General features: G+C 65.3%; 18 protein-coding genes. 12 read left to right on the forward strand and 6 right to left on the reverse strand.

Features of this window, described 5'->3' with window-relative positions; all coding sequences use genetic code 11:
* The first annotated feature begins 28 nt into the window (after positions 1 to 28).
* Positions 29 to 1,300 (forward strand): serine hydrolase domain-containing protein, encoded by a 1,272-nt coding sequence (locus H8B02_RS24545; protein ID WP_229168647.1) that lies wholly within the window; start codon positions 29 to 31, stop codon positions 1,298 to 1,300.
* A gap of 97 nt (positions 1,301 to 1,397) precedes the next feature.
* On the opposite strand, the gene H8B02_RS48620 is transcribed toward H8B02_RS24545, so the two are convergent.
* Positions 1,398 to 2,156: a hypothetical protein gene (locus tag H8B02_RS48620; RefSeq protein WP_312001183.1), complete on the reverse strand. Its 759-nt coding sequence runs from the start codon at positions 2,154 to 2,156 to the stop codon at positions 1,398 to 1,400.
* Here H8B02_RS48620 and H8B02_RS24555 point away from each other — a divergent pair.
* On the forward strand, positions 2,155 to 3,456 hold the full coding sequence (locus tag H8B02_RS24555) for a PQQ-dependent sugar dehydrogenase (protein ID WP_229168648.1): 1,302 nt from the start codon (positions 2,155 to 2,157) through the stop codon (positions 3,454 to 3,456). The two genes, H8B02_RS48620 and H8B02_RS24555, sit on opposite strands and share 2 nt — an antisense overlap.
* Positions 3,457 to 3,468: 12 nt before the next feature.
* On the opposite strand, the gene H8B02_RS24560 is transcribed toward H8B02_RS24555, so the two are convergent.
* Both H8B02_RS24560 and H8B02_RS24565 read right to left on the reverse strand, forming a co-directional pair.
* On the reverse strand, positions 3,469 to 4,941 hold the full coding sequence (locus H8B02_RS24560) for a cytochrome-c peroxidase (protein ID WP_229168649.1): 1,473 nt from the start codon (positions 4,939 to 4,941) through the stop codon (positions 3,469 to 3,471).
* A gap of 103 nt (positions 4,942 to 5,044) precedes the next feature.
* Complete coding sequence (locus tag H8B02_RS24565; RefSeq protein WP_143046810.1) at positions 5,045 to 5,386, reverse strand: hypothetical protein; 342 nt, start codon at positions 5,384 to 5,386, stop codon at positions 5,045 to 5,047.
* A 479-nt stretch (positions 5,387 to 5,865) separates the two neighbouring features.
* On the opposite strand from H8B02_RS24565, the gene H8B02_RS24570 reads away from it, so the two are divergent.
* Both H8B02_RS24570 and H8B02_RS24575 read left to right on the forward strand, forming a co-directional pair.
* A complete protein-coding gene (locus H8B02_RS24570; protein WP_141340053.1) occupies positions 5,866 to 6,192 on the forward strand; it encodes an ArsR/SmtB family transcription factor in 327 nt (108 codons plus the stop codon).
* A complete protein-coding gene (locus H8B02_RS24575; protein WP_229168650.1) occupies positions 6,189 to 6,689 on the forward strand; it encodes an SRPBCC family protein in 501 nt (166 codons plus the stop codon). The genes H8B02_RS24570 and H8B02_RS24575 overlap by 4 nt, the downstream gene beginning before the upstream one ends.
* 53 nt (positions 6,690 to 6,742) lie before the next feature.
* Here the strand turns inward: H8B02_RS24575 and H8B02_RS24580 are convergent, their stop codons facing one another.
* Positions 6,743 to 7,594, reverse strand: coding sequence for an alpha/beta fold hydrolase (locus H8B02_RS24580; protein ID WP_229168651.1), 852 nt, complete (start codon positions 7,592 to 7,594; stop codon positions 6,743 to 6,745).
* 46 nt (positions 7,595 to 7,640) lie between these two features.
* Positions 7,641 to 8,330: an alpha/beta fold hydrolase gene (locus H8B02_RS24585; RefSeq protein ID WP_229168652.1), complete on the reverse strand. Its 690-nt coding sequence runs from the start codon at positions 8,328 to 8,330 to the stop codon at positions 7,641 to 7,643.
* A 176-nt stretch (positions 8,331 to 8,506) separates the two neighbouring features.
* Here H8B02_RS24585 and H8B02_RS24590 point away from each other — a divergent pair, with 176 nt between their 5' ends.
* Both H8B02_RS24590 and H8B02_RS24595 read left to right on the forward strand, forming a co-directional pair.
* Positions 8,507 to 9,109 carry a CGNR zinc finger domain-containing protein gene (locus H8B02_RS24590; RefSeq protein WP_229168660.1) on the forward strand — a complete coding sequence of 201 codons (603 nt, stop codon included), beginning with the start codon at positions 8,507 to 8,509 and terminating at the stop codon, positions 9,107 to 9,109.
* Positions 9,110 to 9,137: 28 nt separating this feature from the next.
* Positions 9,138 to 9,656 carry a haloacid dehalogenase type II gene (locus H8B02_RS24595; protein WP_229168653.1) on the forward strand — a complete coding sequence of 173 codons (519 nt, stop codon included), beginning with the start codon at positions 9,138 to 9,140 and terminating at the stop codon, positions 9,654 to 9,656.
* A gap of 200 nt (positions 9,657 to 9,856) precedes the next feature.
* Here the strand turns inward: H8B02_RS24595 and H8B02_RS24600 are convergent, their stop codons facing one another.
* Entirely contained in the window at positions 9,857 to 10,147 is a 291-nt protein-coding gene (locus H8B02_RS24600; RefSeq protein WP_229168654.1) for a hypothetical protein, read from the reverse strand.
* A gap of 60 nt (positions 10,148 to 10,207) precedes the next feature.
* On the opposite strand from H8B02_RS24600, the gene H8B02_RS24605 reads away from it, so the two are divergent.
* The 6 genes from H8B02_RS24605 to H8B02_RS24630 all read left to right on the forward strand — a co-directional run.
* On the forward strand, positions 10,208 to 10,360 hold the full coding sequence (locus H8B02_RS24605) for a hypothetical protein (protein WP_229168655.1): 153 nt from the start codon (positions 10,208 to 10,210) through the stop codon (positions 10,358 to 10,360).
* A gap of 183 nt (positions 10,361 to 10,543) precedes the next feature.
* Positions 10,544 to 10,705 carry a hypothetical protein gene (locus H8B02_RS24610; RefSeq protein WP_229168656.1) on the forward strand — a complete coding sequence of 54 codons (162 nt, stop codon included), beginning with the start codon at positions 10,544 to 10,546 and terminating at the stop codon, positions 10,703 to 10,705.
* A gap of 216 nt (positions 10,706 to 10,921) precedes the next feature.
* A complete protein-coding gene (locus H8B02_RS24615; protein WP_229168657.1) occupies positions 10,922 to 12,385 on the forward strand; it encodes a phenylacetate--CoA ligase family protein in 1,464 nt (487 codons plus the stop codon).
* A 23-nt stretch (positions 12,386 to 12,408) separates the two neighbouring features.
* Positions 12,409 to 13,206 carry an ABC transporter permease gene (locus H8B02_RS24620; protein ID WP_229168658.1) on the forward strand — a complete coding sequence of 266 codons (798 nt, stop codon included), beginning with the start codon at positions 12,409 to 12,411 and terminating at the stop codon, positions 13,204 to 13,206.
* A 12-nt stretch (positions 13,207 to 13,218) separates the two neighbouring features.
* A complete protein-coding gene (locus H8B02_RS24625) occupies positions 13,219 to 14,046 on the forward strand; it encodes an ABC transporter ATP-binding protein (protein WP_229168659.1) in 828 nt (275 codons plus the stop codon).
* A partial coding sequence (locus tag H8B02_RS24630; RefSeq protein WP_376711708.1) for a GNAT family N-acetyltransferase occupies positions 14,046 to 14,291 on the forward strand: 246 nt, incomplete at its 3' end. The genes H8B02_RS24625 and H8B02_RS24630, both read left to right, overlap by 1 nt.

Genomic DNA, 14,291 nt, shown 5'->3' on the forward strand with positions numbered 1-14,291 from the left:
TCGCCCGCAGTCCCCCGGTGAGGAAACAATGAGAAGAGTAGTCATCGCCGCGGCTGCCGCCGCCATGAGTGTTGCCTTCAACATCGCCCATGCCGCGCCGCCGCTGCCGGAAGCTTCGGCGCATCAGGCCGGTTTCTCGGAGCAGGGGCTGGCGCGGCTCGACGACTTCTTCGCGCGCGAGATCGCGGCCAAGCGCGTACCCGGTGCCGTGGTGGCGATCGCGCGCGACGGCCGGCTCGTGCACTACAAGGCCTACGGCCAGCTCGACCCGGTCAAGGGCACGCCGATGCCGATCGATGCCGTGTTCGCGCTGGCCTCGATGACCAAGCCGATGGCGGCGGTCGCGGGGTTGACGCTGATGGAGCAGGGCCGCCTGCCGCTGCAGGCCAAGGTCGTCGAGTTCTATCCCGCGTTTGCCGACATGAAGGTGGGCGTGCAGCAGGCCGACGGTTCGCTGACGATGGAGCCGCAGGCGCGGCCGATCTTCATCCACGATCTCTATCGCCACACCTCCGGCTTGATGTATGGCGGCCGGCCCGACAGCTCGAGCGCGCTGGCTCGGCTCTATCCCGACGGCGCGGCGCCGGCGGTCGAAGGCGACACGGCGGCCTTTATCGACCGCATCACCAAGCTGCCTCTGGTGCATCAGCCCGGCACCGAGTTCGAATACGGCTTCTCGATCGACGTGCTCGGTGCCGTCGTCGAGAAGGTTTCCGGCCAGCGGCTCGGCGACTACCTTTCGGCCAATGTATGGAAGCCGCTCGGCATGAAGGAAGCGACGTTCCATCCGACCGACGCCCAGCGCGCGCGTCTGGCGCATCCGTTCCCCAACGATCCGCTCACCGGCAAGCCACAAGCCATCAAGCTGCTCGACGCGCCGACCAAGTTCGACTGCGGCGGTACCTGCTCGTTCGCCACCGTCGGCGAATATGTCCGCTTCGGACAGATGCTGCTCAATGGCGGCGAGCTCGACGGCCAGCGCATCCTCAGCCCAAATACGGTGCGCCTCATGACGTCGAACCATCTCGGGCCCGAGATCAAGAACAACGTCGCCGCGGTCGAGCCGCATCGCGGCGGCTTCGGCTTCGGGCTGGCGGTCGCGGTGCGGACCAGCGAAGGGCTGTCGTCGGTGCCGGGCAATCCCGGCGAGTTCACCTGGAACGGCGCCTATGGCACGCAGTTCTTCTGCGATCCGAAGGAGCGCCTCGTCGTGGTGGTGGGAACCGCAGCGCCCGGCGAGCTGCGCAAATATTATCGCGAGAACGTGCAGGACATCGTCTACGGCGCGATGGTGAAGTAGACGTCCTCCACGTTGTCGGAGGGTCGATTTTCACGCCGCCTGGCCGGCGCAAGAGGCCCATCGCCCTACCGGCGAAGGGCGTTCAAATTTGCGTGGGTTACCACTGGCGATAGACGCCGGTCAGCGTGCCGTTGTTGTTCCCTTCAGGGCCGACGTCGCCCTGGGTCGAGCTCGGCGTCGGATGGTTGCTGCCATGATGGTAGCGATGAGGCCCGTACCAGCCGCGCTGCGCCGGATAGTACATCACGTGCGGCCGGACGCGATCGAAGTGCGGGCCGTTGTAATCCCAGGCATAGTCAGCGTTTCGATGCGGATCGTCGTAGAAGCCCAGCGCGAAAGCGCCGGCGGTGGTTGCGATCAGCGCAGAAGCGGCCAGGCGAGGATCTTGATCTTCCGTTGCATTCGCTTGCTCCTTGCTGTGCCCCGACCAGCCCAACGGTCGTCGGTAGAGCAGCGTTCCCGGTTTTCCGATCAACTCCGTGGCGTGTATACGCGCCTCGTGATCATGTTTTGGTGAGACAAGTTTTGCCCCTGAACGGCCGGCGCCGTCGCTCTGCCCGGTCAAATGCACCCGGCGCTGGCCCGCTATGCTTTTCCAGCTATAACGGCTCGCGGCACGAACCGTGCACGCGGCGCTTTGAAAAAGCCGGGCGCTTCGTAAAAGGAAGCCCGCCGACCGGGGCGGGCAAGGTCTCAGGGAGGAAAACGCTCTGACAAGGGAGCGTACGGCCAGTCTCCCCGATTCGATGGCGGCTGCGAAGATCGTATAACTACTGTCATCAGGGCCGGCATTATGCGAATGCTGCTGCGGCCCGAGGCCGGCGGGCAAGGTGCGAATATAACAGGGGAAGTTCATGAGCACGTCTGGAGTTTTTGCCCGCGTGGTCGCGGCGATCGGGGCCGGGGCCGTGGCGTGGCGGCGGATGCAGGGCGCCGAGCCCGCACCGGCCTGGGGCAGCGCGCCGCAAATCCCGGCGGCGAAGCCGCAGGGCGCGATCCCGACGCTGAAGATGCCGACCGCACGGGGCTGGGACAAGGGCCAGCTTCCGACCGCTGCGCCAGGGCTCAAGGTTAATGCCTTTGCGGCCGGGCTCGATCATCCGCGCTGGATCAACGTGCTGCCGAACGGCGACGTCCTGATCGCGGAGGCGACGCAAATCGCAGGCACCCCGCGCAGCGTCTTCCACTATGCGATGCAGGCGACGATGCGCCGCGCCGCCGCACTCGGCGTCAGCGCCAACCGCATCACGCTGCTGCGCGACCGCGATGGCGACGGCGTCGCCGAAAGCCGCGGTGCCTTCATGGAGGGGCTACGCCAGCCGTTCGGCATGGCGCTGATCGGCGACACCTTCTATGTCGGCAACACCGACGGCGTGGTCGCGTTTCCCTACACTGTGGGCGCAGATCGCATCACGGCGGAGGGACGCAAGCTCGTCACCTTCAAGCCCGACGGGCACTGGACACGCAGCCTGCTGCCGAGCGCCGACGGCAAGAAGCTCTACGCCGGGGTCGGCTCGCTCAGCAACATCGCCGAGAACGGCATGAGGGTCGAGGAGGGCCGTGCCGCGATCTACGAGCTCGATCTCGTCGCCGGCACCAGCCGCATCTTCGCTGGCGGCCTGCGCAACCCGGTCGGGCTCGCATGGGAGCCGACCACCAATGTGCTGTGGACCGTCGTCAACGAGCGCGACGGCATCGGTGACGAGACGCCGCCGGACTATCTGACCTCGGTGCGCGACGGCGGCTTCTATGGCTGGCCCTATTGCTACTGGGGCAAGACGGTGGACGATCGCGTGCCGCAGGATCCGGCGATGGTCGCCAAGGCGATCCAGCCGGACTACGCGCTCGGCGGCCACACCGCCTCGCTCGGCCTGTGCTGGATGCCCCAGGGCACGCTGCCGGGTTTTCCTGATGGCATGGCGATCGGCCAGCACGGCTCGTGGAATCGCTCGACGCTGTCGGGCTACAAGGTGGTGTTCGTGCCGTTTACGAACGGCCGTCCCTCGGGTCCGGCGCGCGACATCCTGTCGGGCTTCCTCGCGCCCGACGAGAAGGCGTCGTATGGCCGCCCGGTCGGCGTCGCGCTTGGCCCCGACGGCTCGCTGCTGGTGGCCGACGATGTCGGCAACGTGATCTGGCGCGTGACGGGGGCATAAGCGGCAGGCGAGCTAGTTCTTCGCCGGTGTGTAGCCGTCCGTCAGCGTTCGCATGAACGTGACCAGTGCATCTTCCTCCTGGTCGGTGAGGCCGAGATGGCCGGTCTTGCTGGTGTTCATGTTGTCCGTGGTCTCCGGCACAGGCCAGCAGCCGGTGCCTTCGCGCGGATCGTGCACGGCGCAACGCGGCAGCACGTCGCGCGTGTTGTAGAAATGGACGATCTCTTTCAGGCTCTTGAAGTAGCCGTTATGGCCGTAGGCCTTGACGAAGTCGGACGACGGCCGCTTGTCGACGTTACGCAGTGTCGGCACCTGGAATCGGCCGCGGGTCTGCGGCGCCAGCGGTTTCCAGCGCGCGTCGACTGCGGAGGGTTGACTGAGCGGATGACCGTTCGCCAGGAAGGCGCCAACTCCGCCATCGACGAACGCAGCGCCATCCTTGTTCGCGACATAGCCGCGATCATCAGGCGTGTTTTCGGCGTAATACGGCAGTTCCGGGTTCGACGGCGTCCCGATGTTGCTGGCGGTGAAGTCGGTAAACAGTGGATCTTCTCCGGGGCCGCCATCGCGATGACATTCGTTGCACCGGCCCTTGCCGCGGAAGACCTCGTATCCCTGCTGCTCCAGCGGAGTGAAGGTGGCTTTTCCGGCCTGCACCGCATCGTATTTCGAGGAAAACGCCGTGACCTCATGCGAGGCTTCGTAGCCTGCGATCGACTGCGCCATCTGGTCGAAGGTGCTTGCCGCGCGGCCGCGATCCAGATTGCCGAGATGCACCGGAAGCGGATCGCTGGCGGATGGTGGTCCGGGCGTGTCGCAGACTGTCTCAACGTCGGCCGGCCAGTCGATCGCGAACGCCTGTGCGCCCCAAATGGCCTCGAACAAGCCGCGATAGGGGCGCTGCGAGGCGCGATACACCGCGCAGGCGATGTCGGGCAGGCCCATCTCGACCGGATTGGTCGGCGGGCCTTCGGCCTGCTCGGCGGCGGGATTACCGAGGCGCCGTCCGGTCGCGCGCATGTCCCAGAAATTGCCGCCGACCAGATCACCCTGACCTTCGTTGTAGTGCAGGACCGGTGCCAGCGGCGCGTAGGTGTGGGTCTGTGGCTTGCGTTCGCTGAAGCGGGTGCGGACGGAGCCGGGATAGGAGCCGGTGGTCCGGTTGATCTCCGAGATCGGTCCGGTGAAGCCGGCCTCCGGCATGTGACAGAAGGCGCAGGCTTCGTTGCGGTTCACCGACAGCTGTTTGTCGAAGAGCAGCAACTTGCCGAGCAGCTCGATCTGCTGCAACTGATTGTCGGGAACGGCTGTCAGACGAGTCAACGTATCGCCTTCGATCCGGTCGATTTCCGCTTCCACGCGGGCGATCTCGGCAAGTGTGGCCGGCGACAACGGGCCTGCGCCGTTTCCCGCGAGCAGCAGCGGAATCGCCGTGCATGTCGCCGCGACGGCAGCGGCGATCCCGGCCAGAACCCGAAAGCTCATCTCGTCTCCCCAAGACGTCTTAGCGATGCAAGCTGCCCGTGCTGTCGGCGCAGGGCTGGCAGCCTACAAGTCGAGTCTGCGGCACTCAATGGGCGTCGATCGGTCACTCGTAGTCTGACCGGGTCAGGACGTATCTGCCGCGCACCTTCGCGAAGGTCTGGTGAAGACATCCGGACGCGGTGCAGAGCCTTGGCTGGTTGCGGCATTGCAGGGCTGAATAGTCGAGGTGGATGACGGTGGCACTGTTGGCGAAGGTCGCGAAATAGTGACCGGCCTCGGGTCCCGCGGCGCATCTCGCCTGGACAGCATGTTGAACTTCGGCAGGCAACCGTTCGATCCGCTCGGTGCTCCAGAGCGGGTCGACAGGGGCGACCGCCGTTGCGTTGGCGGCGAGGGCATGTCCAATCAGAACTGCGCCCATCGCCAATGCTGGTAGTGCTCTCATGGGACTCCTCTCGAGGCCTGAAACCGCGTCGCGCCGCGCGAACGCACCCTTGACCGAGGAGCTAGTTTGACGAACTGGGGAAGATAAGCTGGCCAAGACTGGATGGACTTTCCAGTCTGGCTGTAAAGTGCGATCCGGCGCCACCAGGCGTACGCCCGGTTGCTCCCGTCTTGCGTATCGTCTCGCCCACGGGCCGGCGATGGCCGCAGGCGCTTCAGCGCCGCCTGGCGATCGACTGCACGAAATCGCGGTCCGCTTCCGGCAGCGCGTCGGTCCAGGCCGGCTCGCTGCTGGTGGCCGACGATGTCGGCAATGTGATCTGGCGCGTCACGGGGGCGTAGGCCGCTCCCGCTTCCCGCCAAGACTCCTTGAAAGGCGCGGCTTCGATCGGAGCCGCGCCGTTTCATTTGATCTAAATCGTTAGCCTTGACTTACCGTAAGCATAGACTTACGGTAATTCGACAACGGACGATACGATCATGATCAGCGCAGAACGCGCGCTCGACGCGCTGGGAGACCCGACCCGCCGCCTGGTGTTCAAGCGGCTGCGCGAGGGCAATCGATCGGTGCAGGAGATCGCCGACGGCCTCAAGGTCAGCCGCCCGGCGGTCTCGCAGCATCTTCGGGTGCTGAAGGACGCGGGCCTCGCCGTGGTGCGGATCGAAGGCACGCGGCGGCTCTACGCCATCGACACCCGCGGGCTGGAGAGCCTGCGCGGCTGGCTCGACGGATTCTGGGACAAGACACTCACTGCGTTCAAGCAAGCGGCCGAACGCGAAGCCGCAAAAGAGAGGAGATCCCGATGACGACGCAAGCGACCTCCGACGATTACGATCCCTACAGCGTCCGCAAGGTGATGAACGTCGAGGCGCCGCCGGCGGTTGCCTGGCGTGTCTTCACCGAGCAGATGGGCACGTGGTGGCCGCTCGCGCATTACAAGATCGGCAAGACCAATGCGGTCGATGCGATCATGGAGCCGCGCGTCGGCGGCCGCTGGTACGAGCGCGGCGATGACGGCAGCACCTGTGACTGGGGCAGCGTGCTGCTCTGGGAGCCGCCGTCGCGCCTCGTGCTGTCGTGGGACATCACGGCGGACTGGCAGTACGATCCAAACCTGAAGACCGAGATCGAGGTGCGCTTCATCGCCGACGGCAAGGACGCCACCCGCGTCGAGCTGGAGCATCGCAAGCTCGACCGTTACGGCGCCCGCGCAGCCGAGATGCGCCGCGTGTTCGATACCGAAGGCGATTGGGGCCGGCTGCTCGCGATGTTCGCGGCGCGCGCCGCGCAGGGGCCGCAGTAAGCGGCCGCGCCGGCTCAGCTTGCGCCGTCAAGCAGCGGCTAACGTCGGCGACGTCAGCGGCTCAGGAAATCGCGGATGGCTTGCGCGATCTCGGCGGCGTGGGTTTCCAGCGCGAAGTGGCCGGTGTCGAGGAATTTGACCACCGCCTTCGGATTGTCGCGCCTGAAGGCTTCGGCGCCCGGCGGCAGGAAGAACGGATCGTTCTTGCCCCACACCGCGAGGAACGGCGGCTGATGGGTGCGGAAGTAGTTCTGGAAGGCCGGGTAGAGCGCGACGTTGCTCTTGTAGTCGCCGAACAGATCGAGCTGCACGTCATGCGCGCCCGGTCGCGCCATGTAGTAATTGTCGAGGTTCTGGCCGTCAGGAGACACGGCCTGCGGATCCGACGTGCCGTGGGTGTACTGCCAGCGCGTGGTGCCCGGCGTCAGGAAGGCGCGCAGCGCGTCGCGGTTCGCTGGCGAGGGATCCTGCCAATAGGCCTTGATCGGGGTCCAGCCCTCGCTGAGGCCTTCCTCATAGGCGTTGCCGTTCTGCGAGATGATCGCGGTGATCCGCTCCGGATGTTTCACCGCCAGGCGGAAGCCGGTCGGCGCGCCATAATCGAACACATAGACCGCGAAGCGATCGAAGCCGATCACCTCGGTGAAGCGGTCGATCACGCCGGCGATATTGTCGAAGGTGTAGCGGAACGTCTCGCGCGGCGGGTCGGACTGGCCGAAGCCGGGGAGATCAGGCGCCACGATGTGGAACTTGTCCGCGAGCAGCGGGATCAGATCGCGGAACATGTGTCCCGCGCTCGGGAAACCGTGCAGCAGCAGCAGTTTTGGCGCGCCGGGCGAGCCGGCCTCGCGATAGAACACCTTGAAGCCGTCGACATCGGCCGTGCGATACTTGATCTCGGACATCTGTCACTCCTGTTGTCGTGATCGTGGGGAGGTTAGGATTGGTCTGCTAGGCAAGCGCGCCGATCGCTTCCCGGATGATGTCGGCGACGAGCTTTGGTGCCGTCACGATCGGCGTGTGATCGACGGCATGTGAACGCACGGCAGCCTTCATCCGCGCCGCCATGCTGCGCTGGGTCTCGGGCGCGATCATCCGATCCTCCTCGGCAACCAGGAACCAGCTCGGGACATCCTTCCAGAGCGGGCGGCCGACCGGCACGGTGATGCAGGCTGGCGAGATCGGCCGCTGCACGGCGGCGAGCACCGCGAGGTCCTCGGCGCGCGCGCCTTGCGCGAAGGCCGATGCGAAGGCGGGCTCGGGCAGCCAGATCAGGCCGTTGGCATCGGGCGCGAGTTTTGGCGCGAACGGATGCGGCGGTCCGCGATAGAACATTTCGGCCACCGTCTCGCCCTCGCCCGGCGCCAGCGCCGCGACATAGACCAGCGCCTTGACGCGCGGCGAGCGGGTCTCGGCGATCACAGCGCCGGCATAGGCATGGCCCGCCAGCACGACCGGTCGCTCGACGCGGTCGAGCGTGCGGTTCAGCGCGGCGACGTCGTCGGTGAGCGAAGTCAGCGGCAATGGTGCCGCCACCGCGGTGATGCCCTCGGCGTCGAGCGCGGTGATCACCCGCGCCCAGCTCGATCCGTCGGCCCATGCGCCATGGGCAAGCACCACGCTGACATCCTTGGTCGACATCTTGAGCTCCCTTGTTTCAGGCGGAACTGTCAGTAACCTTCAAAATAGCATTTGACAGGTTACGATGGTAATGATCCAGTGTTCGTAACTTGTCAACTGGTTTTGACAAGGTTATTTGCGGCGCGGTCGAACAAGCCGTCCAGGAGAGCGTCACCGTGCAATCCCACCAGCCCGCGATGTTCATCGCCGATAGCTTGGGTCTCGATTTCATCAATTCGATCGCGACCCCGGTCGATACGCCGGTCGACTGGATCGCCGATGGGGGCGGCCTGTTACACTGGCTCGCACAGGCAAAGCTGGTGCCGTCGAATGTGCTCGACGAACTGAAGGCGCGCGCGGCGCCGGGTGAACTCGACCGCGTTGCCGGTCAGGCGCGCAATCTGCGCGAATGGTTTCGCGGCTTCGTCCGCAGGCATATGGGCCGGCCGCTGACGCCGCGGGCGCTTAAGGAGTTGGAGCCGCTGAACCGGCTGCTCGAAAGCGATCAAGCGTTCAGCCGGATCGTGCCGCATCGTCGCGACGATCATAACGGTTTCGCGCTGGAGCGGACGCGACGCTGGCGTTCGGCCGAAACGCTGCTGCTGCCGATCGGCGAGGCGATGGCCAAGGTGGTCTGCGAGGAAAGCTTTTCGGACATCAAGGCGTGCGAGGGCCCGGCCTGCACGCTGATGTTTGCCGATCACACGCGGGCGCGTGCGCGCCGATGGTGCAGCATGGCGGTCTGCGGCAACCGCGCCAAGCAGGCCGCGCATCGCAGCCGGATCAAGGACAGGGGCTGAGAACCAAACCCACCCAATGGAGACCAAAATGGCGCTTCCTCTGATCGTGTTCGACGTCAACGAGACCTTGCTCGACCTCGAGACCATGGAGCCGGTGTTCGCGCGCATCTTCAACGACAACAGCGCGATGCGGCTGTGGTTCGCGAATTTCATCACGTATTCCGCCTCGCTCACGGTGGCGGGCTGCTACGTGCCCTTCACCGACATCGGCGCGGCCGTCATGAAGATGCTGGCCGATACGCGCGGCATCAGGATCGACGATTCAGACAAGAAGGAGCTGACCGAGAAATTCTCCACCATGCCACCGCATGCGGAGGTGCCGGCGGCATTGCGCAAGCTGCGCGCGGCGGGTTTTCGGCTGTTCACGCTGACCGACAATCTGCTGGAAGTGCAGACGAGGCAGCTGACGAACGGCGGCATCGTCGATCTGTTCGAGCGGCGCTTTTCCGCCGACGGCGTCAAGCATCACAAGCCGTCGCGGCAGGCCTATGGCTATGTCGAGCAGGAGCTCGGCGCCAAGCCGTCGGAGTTCTGCCTGATTGCCTGACACACTGTGATACGCTCGGCGCGGTCTCGGCCGGTTGGGAGGCCGCGCTGATCAAGCGGCCGGGCAACGATGTGCTCGGCGTCGGCCCGCAGCCGCAGGTCGTCGGCCGCAATCTCGACGATGTCGCCGACCAGCTGATCCGGCGCTATGGCGCCAAAGGGTAACGCCTCCTGACAGATTTGGCGGCGGCGGAGGGGGGATCAAAACCCTCCAGGCCCGATCGCTCGGAAGCGTATAAAACCGGAATGAAATCCATAGCGGTTTTCAACCATGTCCCTTGAGCCTTCCTCAACTTCCCCGGCCGATGCTTTGCCCGTCGCACAGACCGACCAGGGATCGACAAGGAGCTTGAGCATGGCACGAACGATCGGACGAGCGACCGCGAGCAACGCCACCGCGCAATCGCGCGAGGATATCCTGAACGCGCGGGCCATCAGCACGCTGGGCGCCGGCGTCGTCAACGCGATGAGCGCAGTCGGCGCCGCCGTCATCAAGAAGCACAAGCCGGCGCTCGGCAAGAGCCCGGATTGGTTCTGGCACGTGTTCGCGAAATGCGAGGCCAAGGCGCGCGCGTCGCCGAGCAGGCCGCGCGCGATCCGGAGGCCTGTGGCGATGCCACCTTCATCGAGGTCTATGCCGCGCAATTGCCGAAGCTGATGGCAACCGCGCTCGATAGCCACGACAAGCCGCTCAAGGCGAAGTGAGGTCGCGTCAAGTAGAAGCTGAGAACGGCGATCGTGCCGTTGTCGTTCCCCCGATCTCTCAATTGCGTTGCTGCGCAGAGCAGCCATGCGCCTGAAACCATAACCCGCCGCCGTTCGTAACCAACGGGTGGCAGAAGTCCGCGCCCGCGGGCTTCCGGATTCTTCAATCCAAGGCGGTGGATGGTGAAGCACCTTGTTTCCGATGAAGAAAAGCGTGACGCGTGCAACGGGACCGGCTTTCCAGCGGTGAAGCAGCCGCGCGAGCCGGGGCGGAAGATCTATCCCGAGTCCTGCAAGAAATGCGGCGGCAAGGGGCGGATCAGGAAGGCGACGTGGGGCAAGTAGCGGACTGAAGCAATCAGCCTTGTAGTCTCGCAGGGCGGGTTAGCGCAGCGTAACCCGCCGCGATGCGCTGGAGCGATGGCGGGTTACGGCTTCGCCTAACCCGCCCTACGTCTCGACCTACGACCGCGTGTGATGCGCGTCACGGCGGCCACGCGCGCCGCGAGCCATTGATAGCGCCATGAACGGGCGGTCCTCCCGTCAATCATGGAGCTGAAGATGACGTCCTCCCTTGCGATCAGTGTTTCCGATGACGGCCTTGCTCTGGTGCCGGAGCATGATCAAACCGCCGCGTCCCTCGTTCCCGCCGATGCGACCAGCGCGCCGCAGCGCCAGTTCTGGGAGACCGAGCACACCCGCCCGGATTTTCAGCCCTCCAACGAGGCAGCACCCGAGCTGGTCGCAGCCACCGCGAACTATCTCGGCGAATGCATGCGGCATCCCTATCTGCCGGCGTCCGAAATCCGCGCGCGGCAGTTCGCCCGGATCAAGGAGCTGGTCGAGCTCGCCTACCGCGACATTCCGGTCTACCGCGCCAAGTATGATGCGGCCGGCTTCAAGCCGGAGCATCTGCGCGACTATGACGACATCCAGAAGATCCCTGTTATCACCAAGCCCGAGCTTGTCGCGGCCTTCCCGGAGCAGTGCGTCAACAAGAAGTACAAGCCGGAAAACCTGTTTCCGACGCGCTCATCGGGCTCGTCCGGCCAAACCCTGCTGATCCGCGTCGATTATGACGCCGTCATCACCGACACCATCCAGGGCGTCCGCCAGTTCGCGATGCAGAGCGGCGGCAATTACCGCACCGATGATTTGCTCGCCCATGTCTACACCGTGCCGTGGTGGTTCGATTCGATCGGCGGCGACTATCCGACCGCCTTCATCTCGAACCTGATCCCGCCGGCGCGCGTCGCCCAGCATCTGCGCTATCTCGGGCCCAAGATCCTCTCGCTCTATCCGTCGAGCCTCGATGCGCTGATGCCGCATGTCGACGAGTTCCGTTCCTCGCTCAATCTTGCGGTGACGCATTCGGAATATTCCTCGCGCACTGCTCGTGCGGAATGGTCGCGCCAACTCGGCGTGCCCGTGCTCGACGAATATTCCTCCGAGGAGGCGACGCGGATCGCACTCGAGATGCCCGACGGCCAGTATCACGTCTGCGAGGACACCGTGCATCTCGACGTGCTCGACCCCGTCACGATGGCGCCGCAGGCTGCCGGCCAGTCCGGCATCGCCGTGATCACCAATTTGCTCAACGAGGCGATGCCGTTCATCCGCTACGTGCAGGGCGACTACATCACCCAGCCGGCCAACCCTGCGCCGTCGGATATCAACTGGTCGCAGATCGCCAGCATCGACGGCCGGCTCAACGACGCCTTCGTCAACCGCGACGGCCGCAAGGTCCCGGCCGGCAGCATCCTTGATGCGACCTATCGCTGGATGTTCGATTGCAATCTGCATCTGGCGCAGTTCGAGATCGTGCAGCGCGGCGTCGACCTCGTCGAGGCGCGCGTCGTGCTCGGCCAGGATACGCCGATGTCACGGCTGCACGGCTCGGTCGCGCATCTCGAAGATCTGCTCGCGGCCTGCCTCGAGCATCCGGTCCGGGTGCAGGCCAACGCGCTGCTGGCGTTTCCGCCCAAGGTCGGCAAGCGCCGCCCGATCCGCCGCGAGATCGACTAATGCCGGCCACACGGATGGATGCCATGACACAGTCACTGAACCGCATCGCCGCCATGACGGCGCGCTATTACTACATCCTGCGCTCGTCATGGCTCCGGCTGCTCGAGATCATCTACTGGCCGGCGATGCAGATGCTGGTGTGGGGTTTCCTCTACACCTACCTCTATCAGAGCAAGTCGGCGATGGCCTCGACCGCCGGCCTGCTGCTCGGCGCCGTCCTGCTCTGGGACGTGCTGTTTCGCGGCCAGCTCGGCTTCACCTTCACCTTCCTGGAGGAGATCTGGTCGCGCAATCTCGCCAACCTGATGATGAGCCCGTTGCAGCCTTTCGAGCTCGCGGCCTCGCTGATGCTGATGAGCCTGATCCGGCTCGTGATCGGCACGTTGCCGGTGACATTGCTGACGCTGCTGCTGTTCGGCTTCAATGTCTATGCGATGGGGCCGGGGTTGATCGCGTTCTTCCTCAACCTCGTGCTGACCAGCTGGGCGATCGGGCTCGTCGTTGCCGGCCTCGTGATCCGCCAGGGCCTCGGCGCCGAAAGCCTCGCCTACTCGATCATGATCGTGCTGCTGCCGCTGTGCTGCGTCTACTATCCGGTCGAGGCGCTGCCGGCCTGGCTGCATCCGGTCGCCTGGTCGCTGACGCCGACCTATGTGTTCGAGGGCATGCGCGCCGTGCTGCTCGACGGCACCTTCCGCACCGACCTGATGATCGAAGGCCTCGCGCTCAATGCCGTCTATCTCGGTTTGGGCTTCGCCACATTCGTTGCCCTGTTGCAGAGCGCCCGCCACAAGGGCGGCCTGCTCACCATGGGCGAGTAAGGGGAGACATCCATGAGCCGCATCGAACGCTTTTTGCCCCGCAGACATCTGACACCGGTGTCGCCAAACACCACGCCCGCGCAGGACAATGCGCCTGTTAGCCTCGGTATCGATGAGGCGCCGGCCATCGCGGTCGAGGACCTCTGCAAGAAGTACCGCACTCATTGGGCCGTCGACGACGTGAACTTCAACGTGCCGAAGGGCTGGACCGTCGGCCTGCTCGGTGGCAACGGCGCCGGCAAAACCACCACCATCGCGATGATCATGGGCCTGGTGGTGCCAAGCTTCGGCCGGGCCATGGTGCTGGGTCACGACATGGCGACCGAGCGTCACAAGGTGCTCAGCCGGATGAATTTCGAAAGCCCCTATGTCGCGTTGCCGGGACGGCTCACCGTGCGGCAGAACCTGATGGTGTTCGGGCGGCTCTATGGTGTCGCCAATCTCAAGGCGCGGATCGAGGAACTGATCGAGGATTTCGAGCTCGGCGACGTGCTCGACCGCGTCACCGGGCGGCTCTCGGCCGGCCAGAAGACCCGCGTCGCTGTCGCGAAGGCACTGATCAACGACCCGGACGTGCTGCTGCTCGACGAGCCGACGGCATCGCTCGATCCTGACCGTGCCGAGTGGGTGCGCAGCCGGCTGCGGGCCTATCAGAAGCGCCGCAGCGCCACCATCCTGCTGTCCTCGCACAACATGACCGAGGTCGAGCAGCTCTGCGACTTCGTCGTGATCATGAGCCGCGGCCGCGTCGTCGCGATGGGGCGTCCGGGCGAGCTCGCCGAGCGCTTCAAGTGCCGGGACCTCGACGAGGTCTTCATCTATCTGGCGAGGGTCGCGTGATGCCCTCATTCGGTTCTCCGAACGACAAACCGGTTGCGATCCGTCAGGAACGCCGTTCGGACGTAGCGGCGCGAGACAGTCTGCTCGACGCTGCATTCGGTCCTGGCCGCTTCGCCAAGACCTCGGAGCGGCTGCGCGAGGGCCGCAAGCCTGCGCGCGGCCTCGCGTTTGTCGCGCGCCGTGGCGGCCACCTGGTCGGCACATTGCGGCTGTGGCCCGTCGTGACCGGCACCGGTCACGCCTGC

The sequence above is a fragment of the Bradyrhizobium altum genome (genome assembly GCF_020889705.1).
In the GTDB taxonomy this organism is placed as follows: domain Bacteria; phylum Pseudomonadota; class Alphaproteobacteria; order Rhizobiales; family Xanthobacteraceae; genus Bradyrhizobium; species Bradyrhizobium altum.

Excerpts from the sequence above, each read along its gene's own strand:
- H8B02_RS24545 (WP_229168647.1), top strand. The coding sequence starts at position 29 with ATGAGAAGAGTAGTCATCGCCGCGGCTGCCGCCGCCATGAGTGTTGCC.
- H8B02_RS24555 (WP_229168648.1), top strand. The coding sequence starts at position 2,155 with ATGAGCACGTCTGGAGTTTTTGCCCGCGTGGTCGCGGCGATCGGGGCC.
- H8B02_RS48620 (WP_312001183.1), bottom strand. The coding sequence starts at position 2,156 with ATGAACTTCCCCTGTTATATTCGCACCTTGCCCGCCGGCCTCGGGCCG.
- H8B02_RS24560 (WP_229168649.1), bottom strand. The coding sequence starts at position 4,941 with ATGAGCTTTCGGGTTCTGGCCGGGATCGCCGCTGCCGTCGCGGCGACA.
- H8B02_RS24565 (WP_143046810.1), bottom strand. The coding sequence starts at position 5,386 with ATGAGAGCACTACCAGCATTGGCGATGGGCGCAGTTCTGATTGGACAT.
- H8B02_RS24570 (WP_141340053.1), top strand. The coding sequence starts at position 5,866 with ATGATCAGCGCAGAACGCGCGCTCGACGCGCTGGGAGACCCGACCCGC.
- H8B02_RS24575 (WP_229168650.1), top strand. The coding sequence starts at position 6,189 with ATGACGACGCAAGCGACCTCCGACGATTACGATCCCTACAGCGTCCGC.
- H8B02_RS24580 (WP_229168651.1), bottom strand. The coding sequence starts at position 7,594 with ATGTCCGAGATCAAGTATCGCACGGCCGATGTCGACGGCTTCAAGGTG.
- H8B02_RS24585 (WP_229168652.1), bottom strand. The coding sequence starts at position 8,330 with ATGTCGACCAAGGATGTCAGCGTGGTGCTTGCCCATGGCGCATGGGCC.
- H8B02_RS24590 (WP_229168660.1), top strand. The coding sequence starts at position 8,507 with ATGTTCATCGCCGATAGCTTGGGTCTCGATTTCATCAATTCGATCGCG.
- H8B02_RS24595 (WP_229168653.1), top strand. The coding sequence starts at position 9,138 with ATGGCGCTTCCTCTGATCGTGTTCGACGTCAACGAGACCTTGCTCGAC.
- H8B02_RS24600 (WP_229168654.1), bottom strand. The coding sequence starts at position 10,147 with ATGACGGCGGCGCCGACTGCGCTCATCGCGTTGACGACGCCGGCGCCC.
- H8B02_RS24605 (WP_229168655.1), top strand. The coding sequence starts at position 10,208 with ATGCGAGGCCAAGGCGCGCGCGTCGCCGAGCAGGCCGCGCGCGATCCG.
- H8B02_RS24615 (WP_229168657.1), top strand. The coding sequence starts at position 10,922 with ATGACGTCCTCCCTTGCGATCAGTGTTTCCGATGACGGCCTTGCTCTG.
- H8B02_RS24620 (WP_229168658.1), top strand. The coding sequence starts at position 12,409 with ATGACACAGTCACTGAACCGCATCGCCGCCATGACGGCGCGCTATTAC.
- H8B02_RS24625 (WP_229168659.1), top strand. The coding sequence starts at position 13,219 with ATGAGCCGCATCGAACGCTTTTTGCCCCGCAGACATCTGACACCGGTG.